The sequence below is a fragment of the Ornithinicoccus sp. genome (genome assembly GCF_057176825.1).
This window is the reverse complement of record NZ_CM169976.1, coordinates 713,939-735,035: the sequence shown is the minus strand read 5'-3', so window position 1 is coordinate 735,035 and position 21,097 is coordinate 713,939. Positions and strand designations below refer to the sequence as shown.

Sequence of the window (21,097 nt, the reverse complement as noted above, 5' to 3'; positions counted from 1 at the left end):
GCCGGCATCCAGGACGCGCCCAGCCTGCGCGGATAGGCTCCTGCGCGTGACCCTGTTGCCCGGACGCCGCTTCGCCTGGGCCCTGCTGGCTGCCGTGCTGGCAGCGTTGCTCATCGGGGCGGTCGGGTCGGCGGCCGGGCTGGGCTACCGCGCCGACGAGTCCCGACCGGTGACCACGGCCGGGGGGCCGGTCGTGGTCGTGGGGGTGCCGGGGCTGGACTGGACCGACATCACCGCCCAGCAGACCCCCACCCTGGACACCTGGCGGCAGGAGGGCTCCACGGGGGTGCTGGTCGTGCGCGGCGCCCACCCCCTGACCTGTGCCGCCGACGGTTGGCTCACCCTCGGCGCCGGCCAGCGTGCCGCGGCCGACCTGCCCGGCGGCGGCGCCGGATGGTGCGGGCCCCAGACGATCGCCCCGACGTCCGACGGCGGGCAGGACGGGCCGCAGCTCCCCGGATGGGACACCTGGCTGGAACGCACCGCGAACCGGCCCCTGGACGCCCAGTTGGGCACCCTCGCGCAGGCGCTCGCGACGGACCAGCCCGGGTGCGTCTCGGCATACGGGCCGTTGGCGGGGATCGGTGCGGCCGACCCGCAGGGCGCGGTGGCCGACCTCGGCCCGGCCCTGCCCGACTGGGACGGCGAGCTGACCGACTGCGCCGTGCACCTGGTCGACGGTGCCACCGGCCTCGCCGACCCGGAGACCATCGCCGCGGAGGGCGTGGACCCGGCAACCCTGGACGCCGAGCTCGCCCGGGTCTCGGGGGCGTGGCCGGCGGACACCCTGCTCGTGGTGGCCGGACTCGGGGATGCCGGCACCACGCCCGCCCTGCGGGCCGTCCTGCTCACCGGGCACGAGGGGGCCGCGGGGATGCTCGGCTCCACGAGCACCCGCCAGTGGGGCATGGTGAGCACCCCGGACCTGACCGCCACCGTGCTGGGGCTCGCCGCGGACGGCCCGGACGAGCTCCCGGCGGCCGTCTCCGGGCAGCACGTGTGGGTATTGGAGCGTGGCGCTGCGGAGCGGGCCGACCGCGACCGGGGCGTCGCCGCTGCCGCGACCCTGGTGCAACAGCTCGCGGGGCCGGTGCTCGGCGGGCTGGTCGTGTGCTTCCTGGGGGCGCTCGCCCTGGCCCGGCTGCGGTCCCGGAAGGCCGCGGCCGTGGTTGCCACCGCCGCCGCGGCCGTGCCGGCGGCCACCTTCCTGGCTGGCCTGGTCCCCTGGTGGCATCCCGACAGCCAGGCCCTCGCCGGGGTGCTGCTGGGGGCGACCATCGTGGGGTGGGCGTCCGCCACCGCCGCACTGGCCTGGGCCGGACCCTGGCGCCGGTCCGTCCTCGGGCCCCCGGCGGTCGTCTCCGCCGTGACCGTGGCGGTCGTCTGCGTCGACGTGATCTGGGGCGGCCGCCTCGGCCTGGTCGGCGTGCTCGGGGTGCAACCGGTGGTGGCCGGCCGCTTCTACGGCATGGGCAACGTCGGCCTGGGCATCGTAGCGACGGCCGTGCTGCTCCTTGCCACCTTCCTCGCCGCCTCCCTCGGCAGGGGCCGGGTCGCCGGGCTGGTGGTCCTCCTGCTCGGGGTGGCGGTCGCGGTCGTCGACGGCTGGCCGAGCTGGGGCGCCGACTTCGGCGGGGTGCCGGCCGTGCTGGTGGCCAGCGGAGTCCTGGCCCTCGCCGCCGCCGGGATCCGACTGACCCCGCTGCGGCTGCTGCTCATCGGTGCCGGGACCGCCGCAGTCTCCGCCGCACTGATGACCCTGGACTGGTTGCGGCCGGCCGACCAGCGCACCCACCTCGGCGCCTTCGCCCAGGACGTGCTGGACGGCACGGCGTTCACGGTCGTGCTGCGCAAGCTGGACAACAGCCTGGGGATCCTCGTGCACTACCCGGTCGCCTGGGTGGCAGTGCTGCTGCTCGCCGTCGTGGTGTGGGGCCTGCTTCGCCCGGAGTCCCCGCCCGGCCGGCTGCTCGCCCCGCTCTGGCAGGTGCCGATGCTGTATGCCGGGTGCCTCGCCCTGGTCATCTGCTGGGCGGTCGGCTGGGCCCTGAACGACTCGGGAATCGCCATCGTCGGGATCGGCCTCGGGGTGGCCGTGGCGACGCTCCTGGCCGTGCGGCTGCGGCTGCCGGACGCGGCACCAGATTCCGCTGCGGTCTAGACGGCTTGGGCCTGGGGGGAGTGCACCTAAGCCCACCACCGACGGAGGGAAGGCCATGAGCTCTGACCCAGGCACCACCCAGGCCCCCGCGGGCACCGGAGAGCAGCCGGCCATGTGGAAGTTCTTCGTCTTCAGCGCGGTCGGGGCGTTCATGTTCTTCGTCCCGATCACGGTCGACGGGCGCAGCTCCATCCCGCTGGACCACATCGTCACCTGGATCCGGGACACGGTCCCTTCCGCACTGCCATACTTCGCCCTGGCGCTGTTGGTCGCCGGCGCCGTCTACCCCTTCGTCTCGGGCACGTGGGACAAGACCGTGGTGAGCCGGATCTTCTCGGTCGCCAAGGTCATCGGCATGGTCGTCGGCTTCCTGTTGGTCTTCGACGTGGGCCCGGCGTGGCTGTTCGAGGACGACATGGGACCGTTCCTGCTCAACAGCCTGGTCATCCCCGTCGGTCTGCTGGTGCCGCTCGGTGCGGTGTTCCTGGCATTGCTTGTGGGCTACGGCCTGATGGAGTTCATCGGCGTCCTGGTCCAGCCGATGATGCGCCCCGTCTTCAAGACACCGGGCCGCTCGGCGGTGGACGCCGTCGCCTCGTTCGTCGGGAGCTACTCGCTGGGGCTGCTGATCACCAACCGCGTCTACAAGGGAGGGCGTTACACCGGACGCGAGGCGGCGATCATCGGCGTCGGCTTCTCCACGGTCTCGGCCACCTTCATGGTCGTCGTGGCCAACACGCTGGACCTGATGCAGCACTGGAACCTGTTCTTCTGGTCCACGCTCGTCATCACCTTCGCGGTGACCGCGATCACCGTCCACCTGCCACCCCTGCGGACCATCCCCGACGACTACTACCCCGGCGTCGAGCCCGACCCCGAGCCGGTGGTGACGGGCAACCGGTTGCGCGGCGCCTGGCGCGAGGCCGGCCAGGTGCTGTCCACCGCACCGGGCCTGCTGCGCAACATCCTGGACAACCTCAAGGACGGCCTGATCATGGCGATGGCCATCCTGCCCTCGATCCTGTCCGTCGGGCTGCTCGGTCTCGTCCTGGCCAAGTACACCCCGGTCTTCGACATCATCGGCTACCTCTTCTACCCGGTGACCTGGGCGCTGCAGATCCCCGAGCCGCTCCTGGTCGGCAAGGCCGCAGCGCTGGGCATCTCCGAGATGTTCCTGCCGGCCCTGCTGGTCGTGGACTCGGTGATGTCGGTCAAGTTCGTGGTCGCGGTCACCTGCATCAGCCAGATCATCTTCTTCTCGGCGATGGTGCCGTGCGTGGTGGCCACCGAGATCCCGCTGACCGTGCCGCAGATGATCGTCATCTGGTTCCAGCGGGTGATGCTCACGCTGATCCTCACCATCCCCCTGGCGCACCTGTTGTTCTGAACGCCCTACCCCTACGGCAGTGGGGAGACCAGCGGCGTCAGGAAACCAGCGGCGTCAGGAAACCAGCGGCGTCAGGGCGATAGCGACCACTGTTGCCGGACCCTCCAACCAGCCGTCGAGGCCGCGGTGTCGCGGGGCGTACTTCGCGTGCTCCAGCCGCCGGGCCCGCTCGTTCTCGACCGGGTCGGTCACCAACCGCGCCGTCCCCCTGTGTGCGGTGCGACCGACCCGGACCTGCACGTGTGGGTGCGCCAGGACATTGGCGACCCAGTCTGCCGCCGTGCCGTGTCGCGACATGGCATACAGCGTGGTCGGGTCCGTCGTGGGGTCCAGGGCGAACCAGACCCGCACCTCGTGGGGGCGTCCCGTGACGCGGCCGGTCGTGCTGATCCGGACGCTCTGCGCGGTGCTCAGGTCCGCGGTCACGCCGGGCCCGCACCGTCCCCTGCGCCCTGGGGCCCGGCGGTATCCGAGGGGTTCGTGGCCCTGGACGGCCGCCAGGCGCCCCGGCGGGCCAGCGCCCACCAGACATCCCGGTACTGCCGCCCCCGGTGTAGTTGGGCACGCAGGTCCCGACCGGTCACGCGGTGGTGCAGCTCGCACGGCACCTCCACCACACGGCCACCCGCGCGGAGCACGTCGACGGTGAGTCCGACCTCGACCCCCCAACCGCCCGCGAGCGGCAGCGCCTCCTCGAACGCCGCACGGCTCAGGCAGCGCATCCCGCTCAACGGCTGCGTGGGGGTCCAGCCGGTGAGCCGCTGGATGCCGGTCGTGGCCATCCGCACCACCAGGCCGAACCCGCCGCCCCGACGCAGCTGGGGCGGCAACACCGCGATCGTCATGTCGGCGGAGCCGGACAGGACCGGCGCGGCGAGCGCGCCCAGGTTCGCCGCGCTCTCCTGCAGGTCGGCGTCGACGAAGAGGAGGGGGCGCGGCACGGGCCGCCCACCGGGACGGTCCGCCTCGAGGGCGTCCTGCCTGGCGACCTCGGCGGCGCCGCTGGCCATGGCGGCGGCCTTGCCCCGGTTGCGGGGGTGCCGGATGACGGCCGCCCCGGACTCGACCGCCACGTGGGCGGTGCCGTCGGTGCTGCCGTCATCGACCACGACGACGAGGTCCACCTGGTCCAGCTCGCGCAGGGCGGCCAGCGTCGCCGCCAGGCGTTCCGCCTCGTCCTTGGCCGGCACGACCGCGGCCACCCGGGTGGCCATCTCGTTCACCGCGTCCCGTCCGGCATGGGGTCGCCCGCTCAGCGCAGGGTGACCTGGCGGCTGACGAGCCCGTCGCGGGCCCGACGCTCGTCGGGGGTGAGGGACTCCGTGCGGCCCAGCGCGTCGGCATACCGGCCGGCGAGGTCGGCCAGGGCAGCGGCGTGGTCGGCGGGAGCGGCGGCCGGGTCGACCTCCAGGACCGGCACCAGCAGGCCCGCGGCGCGGAAGGCCCCCAGCAGCGTGGTGCCCTCACCCAGGGTGTGTTCTCCGGCGGCCTGCAGCCGGGCCAGGGCGGTCGTCGCGGCGTCCTCGTCCTCGGAGAGGATCCAGCGGATGTAGGCCCGCTCGCCCATCTTGCACCAGTAGGCCGAGGCCTGACCCTCGATCCGCTCGGTCGGGACGGCGGCGGCGTTGGTCTGCTCCAGGGAGGCCGCCACCTCGGGTGTGACGTTGTCGGGGTCCTCCAGCCAGAAGCTGAAGTCCTCGTGGACCGTCACCTCCAGGTCCTGCCCGCCGGTGAGGACGTCCTCCAGCCGCGGCGTCTGCGCGGTGGCACTGCCCGGGGCCCGCACCGTCGTGCCGGGCTCGGCCGCGAGGGCCGCCTGGATCGCCGCCACGATGTCGCGGCTGGCGTCCCCGCTGGAGGTGCGGGACTGCAGCGCGACCAGCACGGAGCCGTCGGCACGGTGCAGCGCCGGCAGGGCGCCGGGCAACACGCTGGCCAGGGTGATCTCCCGGGGCTCGGCGTCCGGCAGGGTCACCTGCACCGGCGCGGTCGCCGCGGGGATGATCTCGCGCATGGCGACCCACTCGGTCTCGCGGGCCAACCCCTCGAAGGGACGCGCGACGTACGGTGCCCGTGTGGCGGACTGCTTGGTGGTGGCGCCCTGCTCGCGGCGCTTGCGTCGTGATGCCTTACCCATGCGCGGCATCCTACGGCGGGTCGGCGCTCAGACCTGCCCCCGGCGCAGCTGCACGGCCTCCGTGGCCTGCGCCATCTCGTCCCACGGGATCGTCTCGGTGTCCCGCTCCAGGGTGTGCTCCGGGCCCTTCCCGGCCAACACCACGGTGTCGGAGGCGTCCGCCTCCGCGACGGCGTGCCGGATCGCCTCGACCCGGTCGCCGATGCTGCGGAAGTTGTCCCGCCCCGCGTCGCGGGCGCCACGCTCCATCTCGGCGAGGATGGCGGCCAGCGGGGTGTCCCGGTGGTCCTCCTCGGTGAACACGGCGACGTCGGCGAGCCGCGTGGCGACCTCGCCCAGCGGGGCCCGCTTGGACGGATCGCGCGGGCCGCCGGCGGAGCCAAGCACCACCCACAGCCGCCCCTCGGTCGTCACCCGGACCGTCTCCAGGGCCTTCTCGAGACTGGGTGGGGTGTGCGCGAAGTCCACAATCACGCGCGGGTCGCCGTCCTCCCGGGCCACCATCTCCATCCGGCCGGGCACCCCCGGGAAGGTGCGCAGCCCTGCCAGCAGCTCCGCCGTCGACACCCCGGCACGGTGCGCCCCCGCCAGCGCCGCGAGCGCGTTGGCCACGTTGAACCGACCGATCATCGGCAGCACCGCCGGCGCGGTGCCGTCCGGTCCGTGCACAGCGAAGCGGAGGTCGTCCGGCCCCTCCACGACATCGGTCGCCCGCCAGTCGGCCTCCCCGCCGTCGGCGCTGTACGTCGTGTGCTCGGCCGCGAGGGGCAGCAGCCGCTCGGTCCACGGGTCGTCGGCGTTGAGCACCGCGTGGGCGGCCCGCTCCACGAGCTTGGCCTTGTCGGCGAAGTAGCGCTCCATCGTGCCGTGGAAGTCCAGGTGCTCCCCGGTGAGGTTGGTCCAGATCGCGACGTCGAAGTCGACGCCGCGGACCCGTTCGAGGGCCATCGCATGACTGGAGGCCTCGACCACCGCGTCCCGGGCCCCGGCCGCGACCATGTCCCGCAGGATCCCCTGGACCTGTGGCGCTTCGGGGGTGGTGAAGTGTGCCGGTGGTTGCAGCAGCACACCGTCGGGCAGCTCGTAGCCGATCGTCGACAGCAGCCCGGTCGGGTGCCCCGCGCTGCGCAGCAGGTGTCGGGTCAGGCAGGAGGTGGTCGTCTTGCCGTCGGTCCCGGTGATGCCGAGCACGGTCATCTCCCGGCTCGGGTGTCCCGCCAGCGCGGCCGCCGCGTCGCCGAGCGCAGCCCGCGTCGTCGGCACCACGACATACGGCAGCGCGCTGTCCGTGCCGGCGGGCAAACCCTCGCCGAATACCGCGACCGCGCCCCGCGCCGCGGCCTGGTCGATGAAGTCGTGCCCGTCGAACTTCGCTCCCCGGATCGCCACGAAGATGTCGCCCGGCTGGGCCCAGTCCGCCCGGTGGGTGATCCCGGTGACCTCCGGGTCCGCGTCCGCCCCGGCCGGGGCTGGCAGGTGGAGGGCGGCAGCGAGGGCACCGAGTCTCATGGGCGCAAGACTAAGTCAGGGGACGACCACCGCCCGGCCGGTCACCTCGCCCGCCTCGAGCTTCCGGTAGGCCGCGAGCGCGTCGTCGAGGCCGAACCGCTCGATCCGGCACCCGATCTGCCCTCGCTGCGCCAGGGCGACGACCTCCGTCAGCTCGGGCAGGGTGCCCCAGTAGGTCGAGGCGAAGTTCATCTCGTAGGGCACGGTGAAGAAGCCGACGGGGTATTGCCCTCCGCCGATACCGACGATGCTGACGGCGGAGCGATGCCGGGCGGAGGCGACCGCCAGGGCCAGCGTCTGCTCGGCCCCGACGCAGTCGAAGACGGCATGGCAGCCCAGACCCGCAGTCAACTCGCGGACCTGTGCCGGTGCGTCCTCCCCAGCCGCGACTGCATGGTCCGCCCCGGCCTCCTTCGCAGCCTCGAGCGCCGCCGGGCGGGTGTCGACCGCGATGACCTGCGCGCCGGTGAGGACCTTGAGCAGCTGCACCGCCATGCCGCCCAGCCCTCCCAGTCCGATGACCAGGGCGGTGCTCCCCGCCCCGAGGTAGGACTGGGCGCGCTTGACAGCGTGGTACGGCGTCAGGGCGGCGTCGGCCAGCGGCGCGGCCTGCGCCGGGTCGAGGTCACCGATCGGGACCAGGTGCCGGGCAGGGACGACCAGGCAGTCCGCCATCCCCCCGTCGCGTCCCAGCCCGACTGCCGCCGGAAGCTCGGCCGCACGCTCGCAGTAGGTCTCGGCCCCCTCCAGGCACGGCGCGCACAGACCGCAGCCGGTGGGCCCGTAGACCAGGTAGGCGGCGCCCTTCTCGACGCCGGTGACGCCGGCGCCGAGCGCCTGGGCATAACCAGCGTTCTCATGGCCCAGCACGAACGGCGGCTCCCACGGCATCATCCCGGGCTCGAACTCCCGGTAGAGGTGGATGTCGGAGTGACAGCAGCCGGCGCCGGCGACCCGCAGCAGCACCTCCCCGGGCCCCGGCTCGGGATCCGGCACCTCTACGAGCGCAGGGTCGTGCTTCCACTGTTGCAACATCACGGCGCGCATCTTGTCTCACTCGCTCTTGGTGGCGCCGCCGCACCGGCGGCTCACTACGACGCTATGTCGTACTGAGCCGCGTCGGTAGGGACCAAGGTCCTCAACCGGCTGCCCGGCGCCGCCCGGCGCGGGTCAACCGGACGAGCAGCCAGCCACCGCCCAGCAGGGAGACCGCCGTCCCGACCCAGGCCGCGCCGTAGACCCCATTCAGCCCCAGCACGACATACCCGACCTCCGGGAGGACCCCCATGAGCAGGAGCACCATCGGGATCAGCAACAGGTGAGCCACCTTCTCCCGCGGGACCCACAGGTCGGAGTTGCCGACGAACAGGGCCAGCACGATCCAGAGCGGGAGCACCAGCATCCCGGCCCCCAGCATCGCCCCGACCGTGCCGCCTGTGGCGTACGCGGTCTCGGTGGTGGACCCGGCGGACCCGGAGACCTCCACGGTGGTGATGAAGGCCGAGGTGGCGCCGATCACCAGGAGTACGAGCAGGACCGCCACGGACTGGAGTACGGCGACGAGCACCGGCACCCACGACCTGCTGGCCAGCGGCGTGGCCGGCGCGGCGCTGGCGTGCGGGCCGGCGCCGACGTGCGGGCCGGGGACCGCGGCACCGAACTGCCCGGGCCGTCCCGCGTAGGCCTCCTGGGCGACGTCCTCGGGTCTGCCGAGCTCGGCCAGCACCGCCCGGACCTGGGCCTCGGAGGGGTCGGCCTGACCCTCCAGCGCGGACCCGATGTGCTCCCGGACCCCGTCGAGCACCTCCATCCGGTCCTCGCCCGGCAAGTCCCCGAGCCTGCGGGCGAGATCCTCGAGGTAGCCCTCGATGAGCCTGCTGTGCGTGTCGTTCACGGTGTTGCTCCCTCGGTGAGTGCGGCGTCGACCGCGGTGCGGAACGGGACCCAGGTGCGCTCGAAGGCGGCCAGCGCCGCGGCGCCCTGGTCGGTGAGGTCGTAGTAGCGGCGGGGCGGCCCGGACGTGGACTCCTGCCAGGTGGTCTCCACCAGGCCCGCCTTGCGCAGTCGGGCCAGCAGCGGATAGAGCGTCCCCTCGCTGGACATCAGGACGCCGTCCCGGGTAAGCGTGCGGGCGATGTCGAGCCCGTAGAGCGCCCCGCCCCGGAGCATGGCCAACACGCAGTACTCCAGCGCACCCCTGCGGAGATTACTCAGGATCGCGCTGTCGCCAGGTACCATGCATCACACGGTACCTGGCGAGACTCAGTCGAGCAAGGGTTGCGGAGGCCCGCGCCTACGTCACGCGCGGTGGCGCCCGGGTGTCCTGCCGGCGGTCCCGGCGACGACCCGGGGCCACCAAAAGCGCTCCCCGAGGGTCAGCACGATGGCCGGGACGAGGACAGTGCGCACGACCAGGGTGTCGAGTAGCACGCCGATGCAGATCACCACGCCGAGCTGCGCGAGCACGACGAGGGGCAGCACGCCCAGCACCGCGAACACGGCGGCGAGCAGGATGCCGGCGCTGGTGATGACTCCGCCAGTGGCCGCGAGGGCCCGCAGCACGCCCGATCGGGAACCGCGTGTCCGGGACTCCTCCAGGGTGCGGGTGATCAGGAAGATGTTGTAGTCCACGCCGAGGGCCACCAGGAACAGGAAGGCCAGCAGCGGCACCGCGAAGTCCAACGCCGAGAAGCCGAGGACACCGGTGAACAGCCACCAGGAGATCCCCAGCGCGGCCGCGAAGGTGCACACCACCGACCCCACCAGGATGATCGGGGCGAGGACCGAGCGCAGGATGCCCGCGAGGGCGATGAGCACCAGGCCCAGGATGAGGGGGATGATCAGCGTGCGGTCCCTGGAGGTCGCGTCCGCCTCGTCGAACGCCTCGGCCTCCGCGCCGCCGACGTGGGTGTCCGGCGAGTCTGCGACCGCCTCGCGCAGTGCGAGCACGGAATCGCGGGCCTGCGGGCTGCCCGGGTCGTCCGCCAGCACGACGTCCAGCCGGGTGATCCCCGCTTCCTGCAGGCTGACCCGCACCGACCCGACCCCGTCGAGGGCGGCCAGCTCCTCCTCCAGCGCAGCCGCCTCGGACTCGGCCGCGCGGGTCACCACGGTCGTCGGCTCTGCGGTCCCCGCGGGGAAGGACTCCGCGAGCCGGGTGGCCGCCGTGATCGCCTCGGGGGTGTCCAGGAACTGCTCGTCGGTGCTCAGCCCGAGGTCGATCCGGAACAGCCCGGTCGCCAGCAGCGCGAGCCCCACCAGGGTCCCGACGATGTATGCCGGGGGGCGGGTGGCCACGGCATCGCCCACCCGGCGCCACAGGGACGGGGCGTCGGCGAGCACGGGCTGGCCGACCTCCGGGACCCGGGGCCAGAACACCCAGCGGCCGAACAGGACCAGCACCGCGGGCAACACGGTCAGCACGAACACCGCGGCGAGGAGGATGCCCACCGCACACGCCAGCCCCAGCCCCCGCGTGGTCGGGATGACCGACAGCAGCAGGGTGAGCAGGCCGACGAACACCGTGGCCGCGCTGGCGAACACGGCCTCGGCGGCCCGCCGCAGGGCGAGCAGCATCGCCTCGCCGCGGTCCTCGTGCTCGCGCAACTCGTCCCGGTAGCGGGAGACCAGCAGCAGCGCATAGTTCGTCCCGGCGCCGAACACCAGGACCGACAGGATGCCGATGGTCGATTCGTCCCAGGGGAGCCCCAGCAAGGCCAGCACGTGCGTCGCCAGGACCGCGGCCATGCGGTCGGCCAGCGCGACGACGGCGAGCGGGATGATCCACAGGACGGGGCTGCGGTAGGTGACCAGCAGCAACAGGGCGACGACCGAGGCGGTCGCCGCGAGCAACCGGATGTCCGCCCCTTCGAATACCCCCGCGAGGTCGGCCTCGATGCCGGCCGGGCCGGTCACCTGGACGGTCACGCCGTCGGGCACCGCTTCCCGCAGCTCGGCCCGCAGGTCCCGCACCTCCTGCGAAGTCTGGGTCGCCGTCGCGGACGGGACGGTGCGGATCCCCAGGGCCGCGGTCCCGTCCTCGGCCGGCTGGAGCGGGCTGACCAGCTCCTCCAGCGCCTCCAGGTCCTCCCCCAGCTCCCCTCCGTCGGAGGTGAAGAGGATCAGCGCCACCGACTCGTCGTCCTCCGGCAACTCGGACAGCAGCTGCGTGGCGGCCGTGCTGTCGTAGCCGTCCGGCAGTGAGTCGGTCGGCGCCGGTTCGCGCTCCGCCTCCCCGAGGACGACAATCACCAGAAGTGCCAGCAACACCCCGGCCAGTGCCACCAGCACGGCTGTGCGCCGACCACGTCTCATGCTCGGAGTATCTCCCGCCGGGCGCGCGGATACAATACGGAGCCGTAGGGGCCCGCGAGCCACGGGCCCCTCCGCCCCGAGGAGACACGCGTGCACCATCGATCCCGGACCCGCCGGTTGACCTGCGCCGTGGCGGCGTCCCTCCTGTCGGTGCCCGCCTTGGGCGCTGTCCCCGGCACGGCAGGTCCTGACGAGCCACCGTGGCGGGAGAAGGTGGATGCCCAGGTCCTGGGCGACCTCACGGCGCAGGGGAACGCCGACTTCTGGATCCACTTCGCGGCACGTCCCGACCTGGCGGACGCCGCGCAGTTGACCGACTGGGAGGCCCGCGGCGAGGCGGTGTGGGAGGCCCTGAGCAGCACCGCGGAGGAGAGCCAGGCGGACGTCCGTGCCCGGCTGGATGCGGCGGGGGTGAGCTACCAGTCGTTCGCGATCAGCAACGCCGTCTGGGTGAGCGGAGGCGACCCGACGACTCTCCAGGCAGCCGCCGAGGACCCCGCAGTTGACGGCATACACCCCGCCGTCGAGGTGATCCCGCCGGACCCGGACAGCGCACCAGCGCCGTCGGCCACGCCGCAGGCCGTCGAGTGGGGGGTGGCCGACATCAACGCGGACGACGTCTGGGCCACCGGCGTCACGGGGCAGTCGATCGTCGTGGGCACCATCGACACCGGCGTGCAGTTCGACCACCCCGCCCTCGTCGAGCAGTACCGGGGCAACCGTGGCGGCGGCGCGTTCTCCCACGACCACCACTGGCTCGACGTCAGCAGTAGCCCGTACCCTTCGCCGCGCGACCGGCAGACCCACGGGACCCATGTGACCGGCACGATCGTCGGGGACGACGGTGGCGCCAACCAGGTCGGGGTCGCCCCCGGTGCCACCTGGATCGCGACGAACGGCTGCTGCCCCACCAACGCCGCCCTCGATCGAGTCGATGGAGTGGATGCTCGCCCCGACGGCGCGGGACGGCAGCAACCCGGACCCGGCCCGCCGCCCGCACATCGTGAACAACTCCTGGGGCACCACCGGGCCCTCGACCGACCCGATCGGTGAGGACGTCGCCGAGGCCTGGGAGGCGGCCGGCATCTTCGGGGTCTTCGCCAACGGCAACGCCCACCAACCGGGTCACTGCAGCACCAGCTCCTCCCCGGGCAGCCGCGCCCTCACCTACTCCGTCGGCAACTACCGCAGCAACCACACCATCGCGTCCGACTCGGGCCGCGGCGCCGGCCAGGACGGCGTCGTGAAGCCGGACATCTCCGCCCCCGGCAGCGCCGTCCGCTCGACGGTGCCGGGCGATGGTTACGCGCTAAAGTCCGGCACCTCGATGGCGGCACCGCACGTGGCGGGGGCGGTGGCGCTGCTGTGGGCGGCCAAGCCCTCCCTGCTCGGTGACATCCCGGCGACCCGCGCGGCGCTCGACGCGACGGCCATCGACACCGCCGACCTGTCCTGCGGCGGCACCGCCGGCCACAACAACGTGTATGGCGAGGGCCGGCTTGACGTGCTCGCCGCCCTGACCACGGCGGCCGACCAGACCGTGGTGCGCCTGTCCGGTCGGGACCGGTACGCGACCGCTGCCGCGGTGTCCCGGGAGTTCCCCGCCGGAGCGCACACCGTGTTCGTCGCGACGGGCGACTCCTTCCCGGACGCCCTGACGGTCGCGGCGGCCGCCGGTGACCAGGACGCCCCGGTGCTCCTCACCCGACCCGCCCAGTTGCCCGGCGCCACGGCCGACGCGCTGGCCCGGCTGGATCCCAGACCGGGTCGTCGTGGTCGGCGGCGAGAGCGCAGTGGCGTCGACAGTGCTCACCCAGATCGGTGCCGTCACGGGTGGGCCGGTGACCCGGGTCTACGGTGCCAACCGCTACGGCACGGCGGCCGCCGTCGCCATCGAGCACGGCAGCGCCCGGGGGCACCGTTTTCGTCGCTGTGGGCACCGACTTCCCCGACGCGCTGGCCGGGTCGGCCGCGGCAGGCTCCGAGGCGGCCCCGGTCCTGCTGACCCGCACCGCGACGCTGCCCCCGGAGACGCGTGCCGCCCTGGCCGAGCTCGCCCCGCAGTCGATCGTCGTCCTCGGGGGCGAGTCCGCGGTCTCCCGCGCCGTCGCTGACGAGCTGGCCGACTACGGGACGGTCGGAGCGGATCACCGGAACGGACCGCTACCGGACCGCGGCCCTGGTCGCCGAGCGGTTCACCGACCCGGACCGGTATGCCGTCGCCTCGGGCCTGAACTGGCCGGACGCCGTGGCGGGGGCGGCCCTGGCCGGTGCCACGGACTCCCCGGTGCTGCTCACCCGGCCCGGTGCCCTGTCCGCCCCGACCGAAGCGGTGGTCGAGTCGCTAGGCGCTGTCGAGATCGGCTACGTCCTCGGCGGGGCCACCGCCGTGAGTGAGGACGTGCGCAGGGCACTGGGCGCCATCCGGTGACCGGGCCCGGCCGTGGCGACCGGCGCCTGGAGCGTCGCCTCGGTCTGGGCGATGCCGTCACCCTCGGGCTGGGCGCCATGCTGGGCGCAGGGGTCTTCGCCTCGTTCGCCCCGGCCGCGCAGGCCGCCGGGGCAGGGCTCCTGATCGGGCTACTCCTGGCCGCGGTCGTCGCCTATTGCAACGCGACCTCGTCCGCCCGCCTGGCTGCGCTCTACCCCGAGTCGGGCGGCACCTATGTCTACGGCCGACGCCGGCTCGGCGACCTGTGGGGCTACCTGGCGGGGTGGGCGTTCGTGGTCGGCAAGACGGCCAGTTGCGCCGCCATGGCGCTGACCTTCGCCACGTATGCCGTGCCCGACCTCGCCCGTCCCGCGGCGGTGGCCGCCGTGGTCGGGTTGACGGCGGTGAACTACGCCGGGGTGCAGAAGTCGGCACGCCTGACCCGCGTCATCGTGGTGTCCACGCTGTGCGTGCTCACCCTCGTCGTGCTGGCCGCGCTGGCCGGCGGCACGGCGGACGCCGGCCACCTGTCCGCAGCGCTGTCGCCCAGCGGCGACACCGGTGCCGCTGGCGTCCTCGAGGCGCGCGACGGCCTGGACGTGCGCGCCGGCCTGGAGGTGTGGGGCGTCCTGGAGGTGTGGGGCGTCCTGGAATCGGCCGGCCTGCTCTTCTTCGCCTTCGCTGGCTACGCCCGGATCGCCACCCTCGGGGAAGAGGTGCGCGACCCCTCCCGGACCATCCCGCGCGCCATCTCGATCGCGCTCCTGATCACCCTGTGTATCTACGTGCTCGTTGCGGTGGCGGTCCTGCTGGCCCTCGGCCCGGAACGCCTCGCCGCGAGTCCTGCCCCGCTGCGTGCGGCGGTCGAGGCCGGTTCCTTCCACGCGCTGGGGCCGGTGGTCACCATCGGCGCTGCCGTCGCGGCCCTCGGGTCCCTGCTCGCGCTGATCCTCGGGGTTTCCCGGACCTCCCTGGCGATGGCCCGGGACGGCCACCTGCCGCGGCTCCTGGCTGCTGTCCACCCTCGCCACGGCATACCCCACCGTGCGGAGCTGGCGGTGGCCGCCGCCGTGATCGCGCTGGTCCTCGTGACGGACCTGCGCGGCGCGATCGGGTTCTCCTCCTTCGGCGTGCTCGCCTACTACGCCATCGCCAACGCCGCTGCTCTCACGCTGACCCGCTCCGAGGGGCGGCCACCCCGGATTGTCCCCGTCGTGGGGCTGGTGGGGTGCGTGGTGCTGGCCGTCGCGCTGCCAGCCGGCTCGGTCCTGGCCGGCAGCGTCGTCCTGTTCGCCGGGGCGCTCCTGTGGCTGCTGAGGCGGCTCGTCGCGCGGGCGAGCTGACAGCGGGGCGACGGTGCCCCGCCGACAGCGCCGCCGCGATCACACTCCTATACCCCGACCCCGACCCCGACCCCGACCCCGGCCCCCGGCCCCCGGCCCCCGGCCAGCCGCTACCCCACACCCAGGCCCGCCTCGCGCGCCAGGATCCCGGCCTGGAGGCGGGAGGAGCAGCCGAGCTTGCCGAGCACCCGGGACACGTGGCTCTTGGTGGTGCCCTCGGAGATCACCATGGCTGCCCCAATCTCGGCGTTGGACATCCCGCGGGCCAGGTAGCCGACCACCTCCCGCTCCCGGGCGCTGAGGTGAGCAAGCCAGGCCGGGGGCTCGGGATCGGGGGCAGGGTCCAGCGCGACGAAGGCGTCCAGCAGCCGGCGGGTCACCTCGGGGGCGACGACCCCCTCACCGGCGGCCACCCGGCGCACCGCGTCCGCCAGGGCGTCGGCCTCGACCGTCTTGAGCAGGAACCCCGCGGCACCCGCCCGCAGCGCGCCGAAGACGTACTCGTCCAGGTCGTAGGTGGTCAGCACCAGCACCCGGGCGAGGTCCTCGTCCACGATCTGGCGGGTCGCGGTGATCCCGTCCGTTCCCGGCATCCGCAGGTCCATCAGCACCACGTCTGGGTCGCAGCGCCCGGGCGTTGGTGACCGCGGCGGCGCCGTCGGCGGCCTCGGCGACGACCTCGATGTCGCCCCCGCTCTGCAGCATCAGTCGCAGCCCGGAGCGGATCGCCGCATGGTCGTCGGCCAGCAACACGCGGATCGTCACCGGACCACCACCTCCTTCAGGGGCAGCGCCGCCGACACGACCCAGACCCGCTCGTCCTCCGTCACGCCAGCCCAGCCTCGAACGTGCCGCCCAGGGTGCTGGCCCGGTCGCGCATGGTCCGCAGCCCCATGCCGCTCCCGGTGACCGATCCGGCCGGTCCGGGATGACCGCTGCGCCGTGGCGCGGCCGCCGCGCTCGGGGCGCCGGCAGCTGACCTCGAGGCACAAGCGGTGCCCATCCTCCCGGACACCGACGACCACCTGGCCGCCCGGCGCGTGCTTGGTCGCATTCGCCAGGCTCTCCTGGAGGATCCGGTAGGCCGCGTGGTCGACCACGGAGGGCAGGGGCGGCAGCCGCGTGGGATCACCGTCGACGGTGACCCGCAGACCGGTGGACCGGGCCGAGTTCACCAGGGTGTCGAGGTCCGCCAGGTGGGCCGCCGGAGAGATCTGGTCCTGGTCGGTCTGCAGCAGCAGGATCATCTCCCGCAGGTCCTCCAGCGCCCGCACGCTGGCCGCCCGGATCTCGACCAGCGACTCCTCGATCCGCGACCGGTCGCGGTGCTGCCGCCGAGCCGGGTATCGTCCCGGCGGGGCGTAGCACGGCCCCGGAGTGGATCGCGATGGTCGACAGGTTGCTGGACAGCGCATCGTGCAGGTCCTGGGCCATCCTGGTTCCGCTCATCGCGCACCGCCTGGTCCCGGTGCAGCTGCCGAGAGCCGGTCCAGGTCCTCGGCCCGGGCCCGCTCGAGGTGGGCCAACTCGGCCTGCTGACGCACCGACAGCCCCCACCACACCGGGGTGCCCAGCAGCGCGAAGAACTGCAGCAGCATGAACGCGGTCGCCCGCGGGTCCCCGGTGACCACGAAGGTCACCACCGGGGCCACGGCGATCGGCACGGCGATCGCGATGATGGCCGGGCGGACCCACGCCGCACGGGTGTGCAGCACCAGGCAGTACAGCGCGTCGACCAGCACGACATACATCCCGATGCTGCCACCGAGGTAGACGTCGATCGCCAGCAGCGGCACGACGATCGCGGTGACGGCGACCGGGCGCCGTCGCTTGGCGAGCAGCGCCAGGGACCCTGCGAGCAGCGGCACCGCGTGCCACCACCGCCCTTGCGCCCACTCCGGCAGCGACCACGACGCCCCGCCGACGACGTCGACCATCCCGAGCGGGATGAGCACCAGCCCCAGCGACCGCCGTGGCCGCGGCGTCCACCGCGTCCCGGCGGCCAGGCTCCGCGCGCAGCCGTCGCCACAGGCTGAGCGGGGTGTCCATGCTGCTATCCCAGCACAGGCCGGCACGCACGCAGTATCGGTCGAAAGTCGCATCGCCCGGTCCTCGAGGTTTCGTTCGGAGGGCCGACGACCGCCCCGGTGGGTGCGCCCGCACCATGGCGGCATGACGTTCGCACTCGCCGGCACGCTGCTCGTGCTGGCCCTGATCGACTCCACCAGCTTCGGCACCCTGCTCATCCCCATCTGGTTCCTGCTCGCGCCCGGGCGAGTCCCGGTCGGCCGGGTGCTCGTCTTCCTGGGCACGGTGGCCGCGTTCTACCTCGGCGTCGGTGTCGCCTTGCTGTTCGGGATGGGTGCCCTGCTCGATCAGCTGAACGGCCTCGCGGAGAACCCGATCTTCCTGCGGGCACAGCTGGTCCTCGGCGTCGGTCTGCTGGTGTGGAGCTTCTTCATCGGCAAGCAACGTCCGGAGGTCGACGCAGACGGCGATGGAGCCAGGACCCCCGGTCGGCTGACCCGGTGGCGCGAGCGTGCCCTGGGCCAGCAGGGCGACGGAGGCCTCGGCGAGCCTGGTCACGCTCGCCCTCGGCGCGGCCACTGGTGGAGGTCGCCACGATGCTGCCCTACCTCGGCGGCGATCGGGCTGCTGGGCACCTCGGGACTTCGACGTCCCCGAGCAGGTCGGCGCGCTGGGGACTCTACTGCCTCGTGATGATCCTGCCGGCGCTCGTCCTCCTGACCGGCCGGCTGGTCGCCCACCGGGTCGTCGACCCGCTGCTGCAGCGGATCGCCCGGTGGATGGAGAAGAGTGGCGGCGAGATGACGGCGTGGATCGTCGGCATCCTGGGCTTCCTGATCGCCCGCGACGCCGTCAGCCGGATGCCCGAGATCCTGGACTTCCTCGACGGTCTCGGCTGACCCTGACCCCGGACATGCCTGTGGCCCGGCTGGTGTGGCCGGGTGTGGGGCGGGGTGGTCATACGTGCCAGGTGACGCCGGTCTTGTCGATGGTGGCGGTGAGGTCTTTGTCGTGGACGAGGGTGTGGTGTCGTCCGCAGAGGAGGGCGAGGTTGAGGAGGTAGGTTTTGCCGCCGCGGGACCACCAGGTGATGTGGTGGGCGTCGCACCATTGGGCGGGGATGGTGCAGCCGGGGTAGGTGCAGTGTTTGTCGCGTTTCCAGAGGGTGAGTTGTTGGTTCTCGGTGGCGTAGCGGGTGGGGGTGATGGTTTCGATGGTGTGGCCGTCTTTGTCCAGGATCATCGGGACGAGGTCGGCGGTGCAGGCGAGTTTGCGGGCGGTGGCCGGGGACAGGGTTCTCCCCGGTCAGGGTGTGTCCGGACCCGGTGAGCATGCCGGTGAGCAGGTCCCAGTTGACCGTCAGGAGCAGTTTGGCTTTGGCGGTGCCGGGGGTGCCGTGGGGGGCGCCGATGCCGCGGCCGAGGATGGTGATCAGGGCGTCGTAGCGGCGTTGGGTGCCGGTGCGGGGGTCCGGGCCGTCGGCGTCGGGGGCGGGCGCGGCCAGCGGGGAGTTCATGACCTGGCGGAAGAACGCGGCGCCCTCGGCGTCGCAGGTGATGATGAACCGGGTCAGGGTGCCATCGGCCAGGGAGGACTCGTGGATGCCGCGCATGGCCCGGGCGGAGCGGGCTTGGTCCTCGGCTTCTTTCTCCGGCAGGGCGACGTCGATCAGTTTGTCGGTGACTTTCTTCAGGTCGGCGTCGGTGTAGTCCGGGTCGGTCGCCACCCCGAGCAGGACCTCCACGTCCTGGGCGTACACGCCGGGGTCGTCCACGGCCGGGGCGACCCGGCCCAGGGCCCGGATCACCCGGGCGGCCCGGCGCAACGGCAACTCGCCCCTGGGCCAGTGCTTGGTGGACCGGGGCGTGCGCGGGGGTCGTGGTGTCCTCGGCGACGGTGACCAGGTCGTTGATCTCGGGCCGGGACAGCCACGGGCACCGGACCGCGACCCAGTCCCGCACGCCCAGGCCTTCGTCGCCGGGCAGGCCCCGGCTGATGACCTCGATCAGCACTGGCAGGGTGAGTCGTTCGAGGTCGCGGCGGGCGGTGTCCAGCTCGTCCAACCGGTCCGAGAGGTCACCATCGGCGGACCGCACCAACAGCGGCAGGCTGGCCCGGGCCCGGGACAACGACCGGGTCGCATCACCGATCGCGTCGGCCAGCACCGGCAACACGGTCACGTCGGCCACCGCGCCAGCGACCGAGTCCGCCAACTCCCGCGCGACGCTCCCCCCGGTGCTCGGCAGGGCGCCCTCCCCGGTGGGCTTCCCGCCGGGCTGTGGGGCCCGCTGCCCAACGGTGTTGGGGGCGCCCTCCCCGGTCGCGTGTTCGGGGGCAGCCTGCCGGCCCGGGTACCCGACCCGGGCCACTGCGCCACCCCACCTATCGATCATGCGTCCACCCTAGAGGCGACCACTGACAGAGCACCTGACCTGCACAAATGCCGTTGGGGGCCACGCTGGCTATCGCCCCGGCGACAGGGTCCGACAGCTCCGGCGCGACACTTCCCCCGGTGCGCTGCGGGGCACTGTCCCCGGTCACCTGTGCGGGGGCAGCCTGCCGGCCCGGGTACCCCACCCGGGCCACGACACCACCCCACCTATCGATCATGCGTCCACCCTAAACCCGACCACCGACAAAACACCTGACCAGCACAAACGCCGAGATCCGAGGGGCATGGGCGAAGGCCGGGGCCGAGCCGCTCGCGCGGAGCGGCAGCCTCGCCGCGGAGCGGCGCCCGGCCACCCGGGAGCTCAGCCGGGACCCGGCCGCACCATCGTTAGCTGGTGCAGCACGGCACCCTCGTAGCGCATGCCAGGCACCTGCGGCGTCGGCCCGAAGGGCACGAACCCGGACCGTTCGAAGAACCGCACGGCGCGCGTGTTCTCGACCAGCGTCTGCAGGTGACACCCCGCGACCCCGGCCTGCTCGACCCGGTCCAGCCAGCACCGCATCAGGCCCTGCGCAGCACCGGTCCCCCGAGCCGCGGGCGCGACGTTGATGTGCAGGTGGGCGGGCCACCGGGGATCGGTGAACTCCCCCGCGGTCGGCTGCCGGCGCAGTCGGATCCGGAGCGAGTCGAGTCCGGCGCGGAGGAAGAAGGACCGCGGGCCGCGCTTCAGCACCAGCCGGTGCTCGCGGATGGCCGCCACCATCCGCGCGTCCTCGCCCGGGAAGGACGCCGTGTCCAGGCACCCCGTCAGATAGCCGACCAGGGCACCGTCGACCTCGGCGACGAACACCGACTCGGGCTCCAGATCGACATACGGATCGAGGTAGATCTGGGCCTCGGAGGCCGGGTGGTCCCACAGCGACCCGGTAGGCGAGCCCTCGCCCGCGTACCGGAACAGTTCAGACAACGCCGACCGGTCAGCAGGCCGGAACGGACGCACGTCGAGAGCCATCGACCCATCCTGTCACCCGGGAGTAGTTTGTCCTCACCCCACGCGAGGAGGTCCGATGCCGCCCACCTCAGCTCCCCTGCTGACCGAGTCCCGGGCGCGCGGCAAGAGCCTGCGCGCCACGTTGCCGCGCTCGGGCCAGGCCCGGCTCGAGGTGGACGACCGGGACCCGGTCACGATCCTGGAGCAGCAGAACGCCGACCGGCTGCCCGACCTGGTGCCGGTGCGCATGGGGCGGATGCTGCAGTCGCCGTTCGCGTTCTTCCGCGGGACCGCCGCGCTGATGGCGCACGACCTGTCCGGCAACGCCCGCTGCGGCACCCACATCGTGGCCTGCGGCGACGCCCACATCTCCAACTTCGGCCTCCTTCGCCAGCCCGGAGCGA

18 protein-coding genes and 5 pseudogenes are annotated in these 21,097 nt (G+C 73.2%); 9 read left to right on the top strand and 14 right to left on the bottom strand.

Features of this window, described 5'->3' with window-relative positions; all coding sequences use genetic code 11:
• Nucleotides 1–46: 46 nt before the first annotated feature.
• Together AC1QRC_RS03895 and AC1QRC_RS03890 are read left to right on the top strand one after the other, a co-directional pair.
• A complete protein-coding gene (locus tag AC1QRC_RS03895) occupies nt 47–2,161 on the top strand; it encodes a hypothetical protein (protein WP_484205511.1) in 2,115 nt (704 codons plus the stop codon).
• A 55-nt stretch (nt 2,162–2,216) separates the two neighbouring features.
• Complete coding sequence (locus tag AC1QRC_RS03890) at nt 2,217–3,548, top strand: YjiH family protein (protein WP_484205510.1); 1,332 nt, start codon at nt 2,217–2,219, stop codon at nt 3,546–3,548.
• 54 nt (nt 3,549–3,602) lie between these two features.
• On the opposite strand, the gene AC1QRC_RS03885 is transcribed toward AC1QRC_RS03890, so the two are convergent.
• From AC1QRC_RS03885 to AC1QRC_RS03850, 8 genes are all read right to left on the bottom strand, one after another.
• Nucleotides 3,603–3,974: a nitroreductase family deazaflavin-dependent oxidoreductase gene (locus AC1QRC_RS03885; RefSeq protein ID WP_484205509.1), complete on the bottom strand. Its 372-nt coding sequence runs from the start codon at nt 3,972–3,974 to the stop codon at nt 3,603–3,605.
• Nucleotides 3,971–4,762, bottom strand: a complete 792-nt coding sequence (locus AC1QRC_RS03880; protein ID WP_484205508.1) for a glycosyltransferase — start codon at nt 4,760–4,762, stop codon at nt 3,971–3,973. Before AC1QRC_RS03880 ends, AC1QRC_RS03885 begins: the two co-directional genes overlap by 4 nt.
• 38 nt (nt 4,763–4,800) lie before the next feature.
• Nucleotides 4,801–5,685 carry a DUF5926 family protein gene (locus AC1QRC_RS03875; protein WP_484205507.1) on the bottom strand — a complete coding sequence of 295 codons (885 nt, stop codon included), beginning with the start codon at nt 5,683–5,685 and terminating at the stop codon, nt 4,801–4,803.
• 27 nt (nt 5,686–5,712) lie between these two features.
• Nucleotides 5,713–7,194: a UDP-N-acetylmuramoyl-L-alanyl-D-glutamate--2,6-diaminopimelate ligase gene (locus AC1QRC_RS03870; protein WP_484205506.1), complete on the bottom strand. Its 1,482-nt coding sequence runs from the start codon at nt 7,192–7,194 to the stop codon at nt 5,713–5,715.
• A 15-nt stretch (nt 7,195–7,209) separates the two neighbouring features.
• A complete protein-coding gene (locus tag AC1QRC_RS03865; protein WP_484206570.1) occupies nt 7,210–8,229 on the bottom strand; it encodes an NAD(P)-dependent alcohol dehydrogenase in 1,020 nt (339 codons plus the stop codon).
• Between the two features lie 103 nt (nt 8,230–8,332).
• Nucleotides 8,333–9,088, bottom strand: coding sequence for an HAAS signaling domain-containing protein (locus AC1QRC_RS03860; protein ID WP_484205505.1), 756 nt, complete (start codon nt 9,086–9,088; stop codon nt 8,333–8,335).
• Nucleotides 9,085–9,432, bottom strand: a complete 348-nt coding sequence (locus AC1QRC_RS03855; RefSeq protein WP_484205504.1) for a PadR family transcriptional regulator — start codon at nt 9,430–9,432, stop codon at nt 9,085–9,087. Before AC1QRC_RS03855 ends, AC1QRC_RS03860 begins: the two co-directional genes overlap by 4 nt.
• Before the next feature lie 60 nt (nt 9,433–9,492).
• Nucleotides 9,493–11,508, bottom strand: a complete 2,016-nt coding sequence (locus AC1QRC_RS03850; RefSeq protein WP_484205503.1) for an MMPL family transporter — start codon at nt 11,506–11,508, stop codon at nt 9,493–9,495.
• A gap of 90 nt (nt 11,509–11,598) precedes the next feature.
• Between AC1QRC_RS03850 and AC1QRC_RS03845 the strand changes: the two genes are divergently transcribed.
• From AC1QRC_RS03845 to AC1QRC_RS03825, 5 genes and pseudogenes are all read left to right on the top strand, one after another.
• On the top strand, nt 11,599–12,561 hold the full coding sequence (locus AC1QRC_RS03845) for a S8 family serine peptidase (RefSeq protein ID WP_484205502.1): 963 nt from the start codon (nt 11,599–11,601) through the stop codon (nt 12,559–12,561).
• Nucleotides 12,443–13,513: a S8 family serine peptidase gene (locus AC1QRC_RS03840; protein WP_484205501.1), complete on the top strand. Its 1,071-nt coding sequence runs from the start codon at nt 12,443–12,445 to the stop codon at nt 13,511–13,513. The genes AC1QRC_RS03845 and AC1QRC_RS03840 overlap by 119 nt, the downstream gene beginning before the upstream one ends.
• A pseudogene (locus tag AC1QRC_RS03835) lies at nt 13,495–13,557 on the top strand (hypothetical protein); the annotation flags it as partial. The gene AC1QRC_RS03840 and the pseudogene AC1QRC_RS03835, both read left to right, overlap by 19 nt.
• A complete protein-coding gene (locus AC1QRC_RS03830) occupies nt 13,544–13,939 on the top strand; it encodes a cell wall-binding repeat-containing protein (RefSeq protein WP_484205500.1) in 396 nt (131 codons plus the stop codon). The pseudogene AC1QRC_RS03835 and the gene AC1QRC_RS03830, both read left to right, overlap by 14 nt.
• A complete protein-coding gene (locus AC1QRC_RS03825; RefSeq protein ID WP_484205499.1) occupies nt 13,936–15,282 on the top strand; it encodes an APC family permease in 1,347 nt (448 codons plus the stop codon). The genes AC1QRC_RS03830 and AC1QRC_RS03825 overlap by 4 nt, the downstream gene beginning before the upstream one ends.
• A gap of 110 nt (nt 15,283–15,392) precedes the next feature.
• On the opposite strand, the pseudogene AC1QRC_RS03820 reads toward AC1QRC_RS03825, so the two are convergent.
• The 3 genes and pseudogenes from AC1QRC_RS03820 to AC1QRC_RS03810 form a co-directional block, all read right to left on the bottom strand.
• A pseudogene (locus AC1QRC_RS03820) lies at nt 15,393–15,987 on the bottom strand (response regulator).
• A gap of 56 nt (nt 15,988–16,043) precedes the next feature.
• Nucleotides 16,044–16,556, bottom strand: a complete 513-nt coding sequence (locus tag AC1QRC_RS03815) for a sensor histidine kinase (RefSeq protein ID WP_484205498.1) — start codon at nt 16,554–16,556, stop codon at nt 16,044–16,046.
• Between the two features lie 171 nt (nt 16,557–16,727).
• Nucleotides 16,728–17,237: a hypothetical protein gene (locus tag AC1QRC_RS03810; RefSeq protein ID WP_484205497.1), complete on the bottom strand. Its 510-nt coding sequence runs from the start codon at nt 17,235–17,237 to the stop codon at nt 16,728–16,730.
• On the opposite strand from AC1QRC_RS03810, the pseudogene AC1QRC_RS03805 reads away from it, so the two are divergent.
• Nucleotides 17,230–18,209, top strand: a pseudogene (locus AC1QRC_RS03805) (GAP family protein). The gene AC1QRC_RS03810 and the pseudogene AC1QRC_RS03805 sit on opposite strands and share 8 nt — an antisense overlap.
• A 58-nt stretch (nt 18,210–18,267) precedes the next feature.
• On the opposite strand, the gene AC1QRC_RS03800 reads toward AC1QRC_RS03805, so the two are convergent.
• The 3 genes and pseudogenes from AC1QRC_RS03800 to AC1QRC_RS03790 form a co-directional block, all read right to left on the bottom strand.
• Nucleotides 18,268–18,552, bottom strand: coding sequence for an HNH endonuclease signature motif containing protein (locus tag AC1QRC_RS03800; protein ID WP_484204282.1), 285 nt, complete (start codon nt 18,550–18,552; stop codon nt 18,268–18,270).
• Nucleotides 18,553–18,613: 61 nt separating this feature from the next.
• Nucleotides 18,614–19,171 (bottom strand): annotated as a pseudogene (locus AC1QRC_RS03795) (DUF222 domain-containing protein); the annotation flags it as partial.
• An 892-nt stretch (nt 19,172–20,063) separates the two neighbouring features.
• Nucleotides 20,064–20,714, bottom strand: a complete 651-nt coding sequence (locus AC1QRC_RS03790) for an N-acetyltransferase family protein (RefSeq protein WP_484205496.1) — start codon at nt 20,712–20,714, stop codon at nt 20,064–20,066.
• Nucleotides 20,715–20,769: 55 nt separating this feature from the next.
• Between AC1QRC_RS03790 and AC1QRC_RS03785 the strand changes: the two are divergent.
• Nucleotides 20,770–21,078: pseudogene (locus AC1QRC_RS03785) on the top strand (DUF2252 family protein); the annotation flags it as partial.
• Nucleotides 21,079–21,097 lie beyond the last annotated feature (19 nt).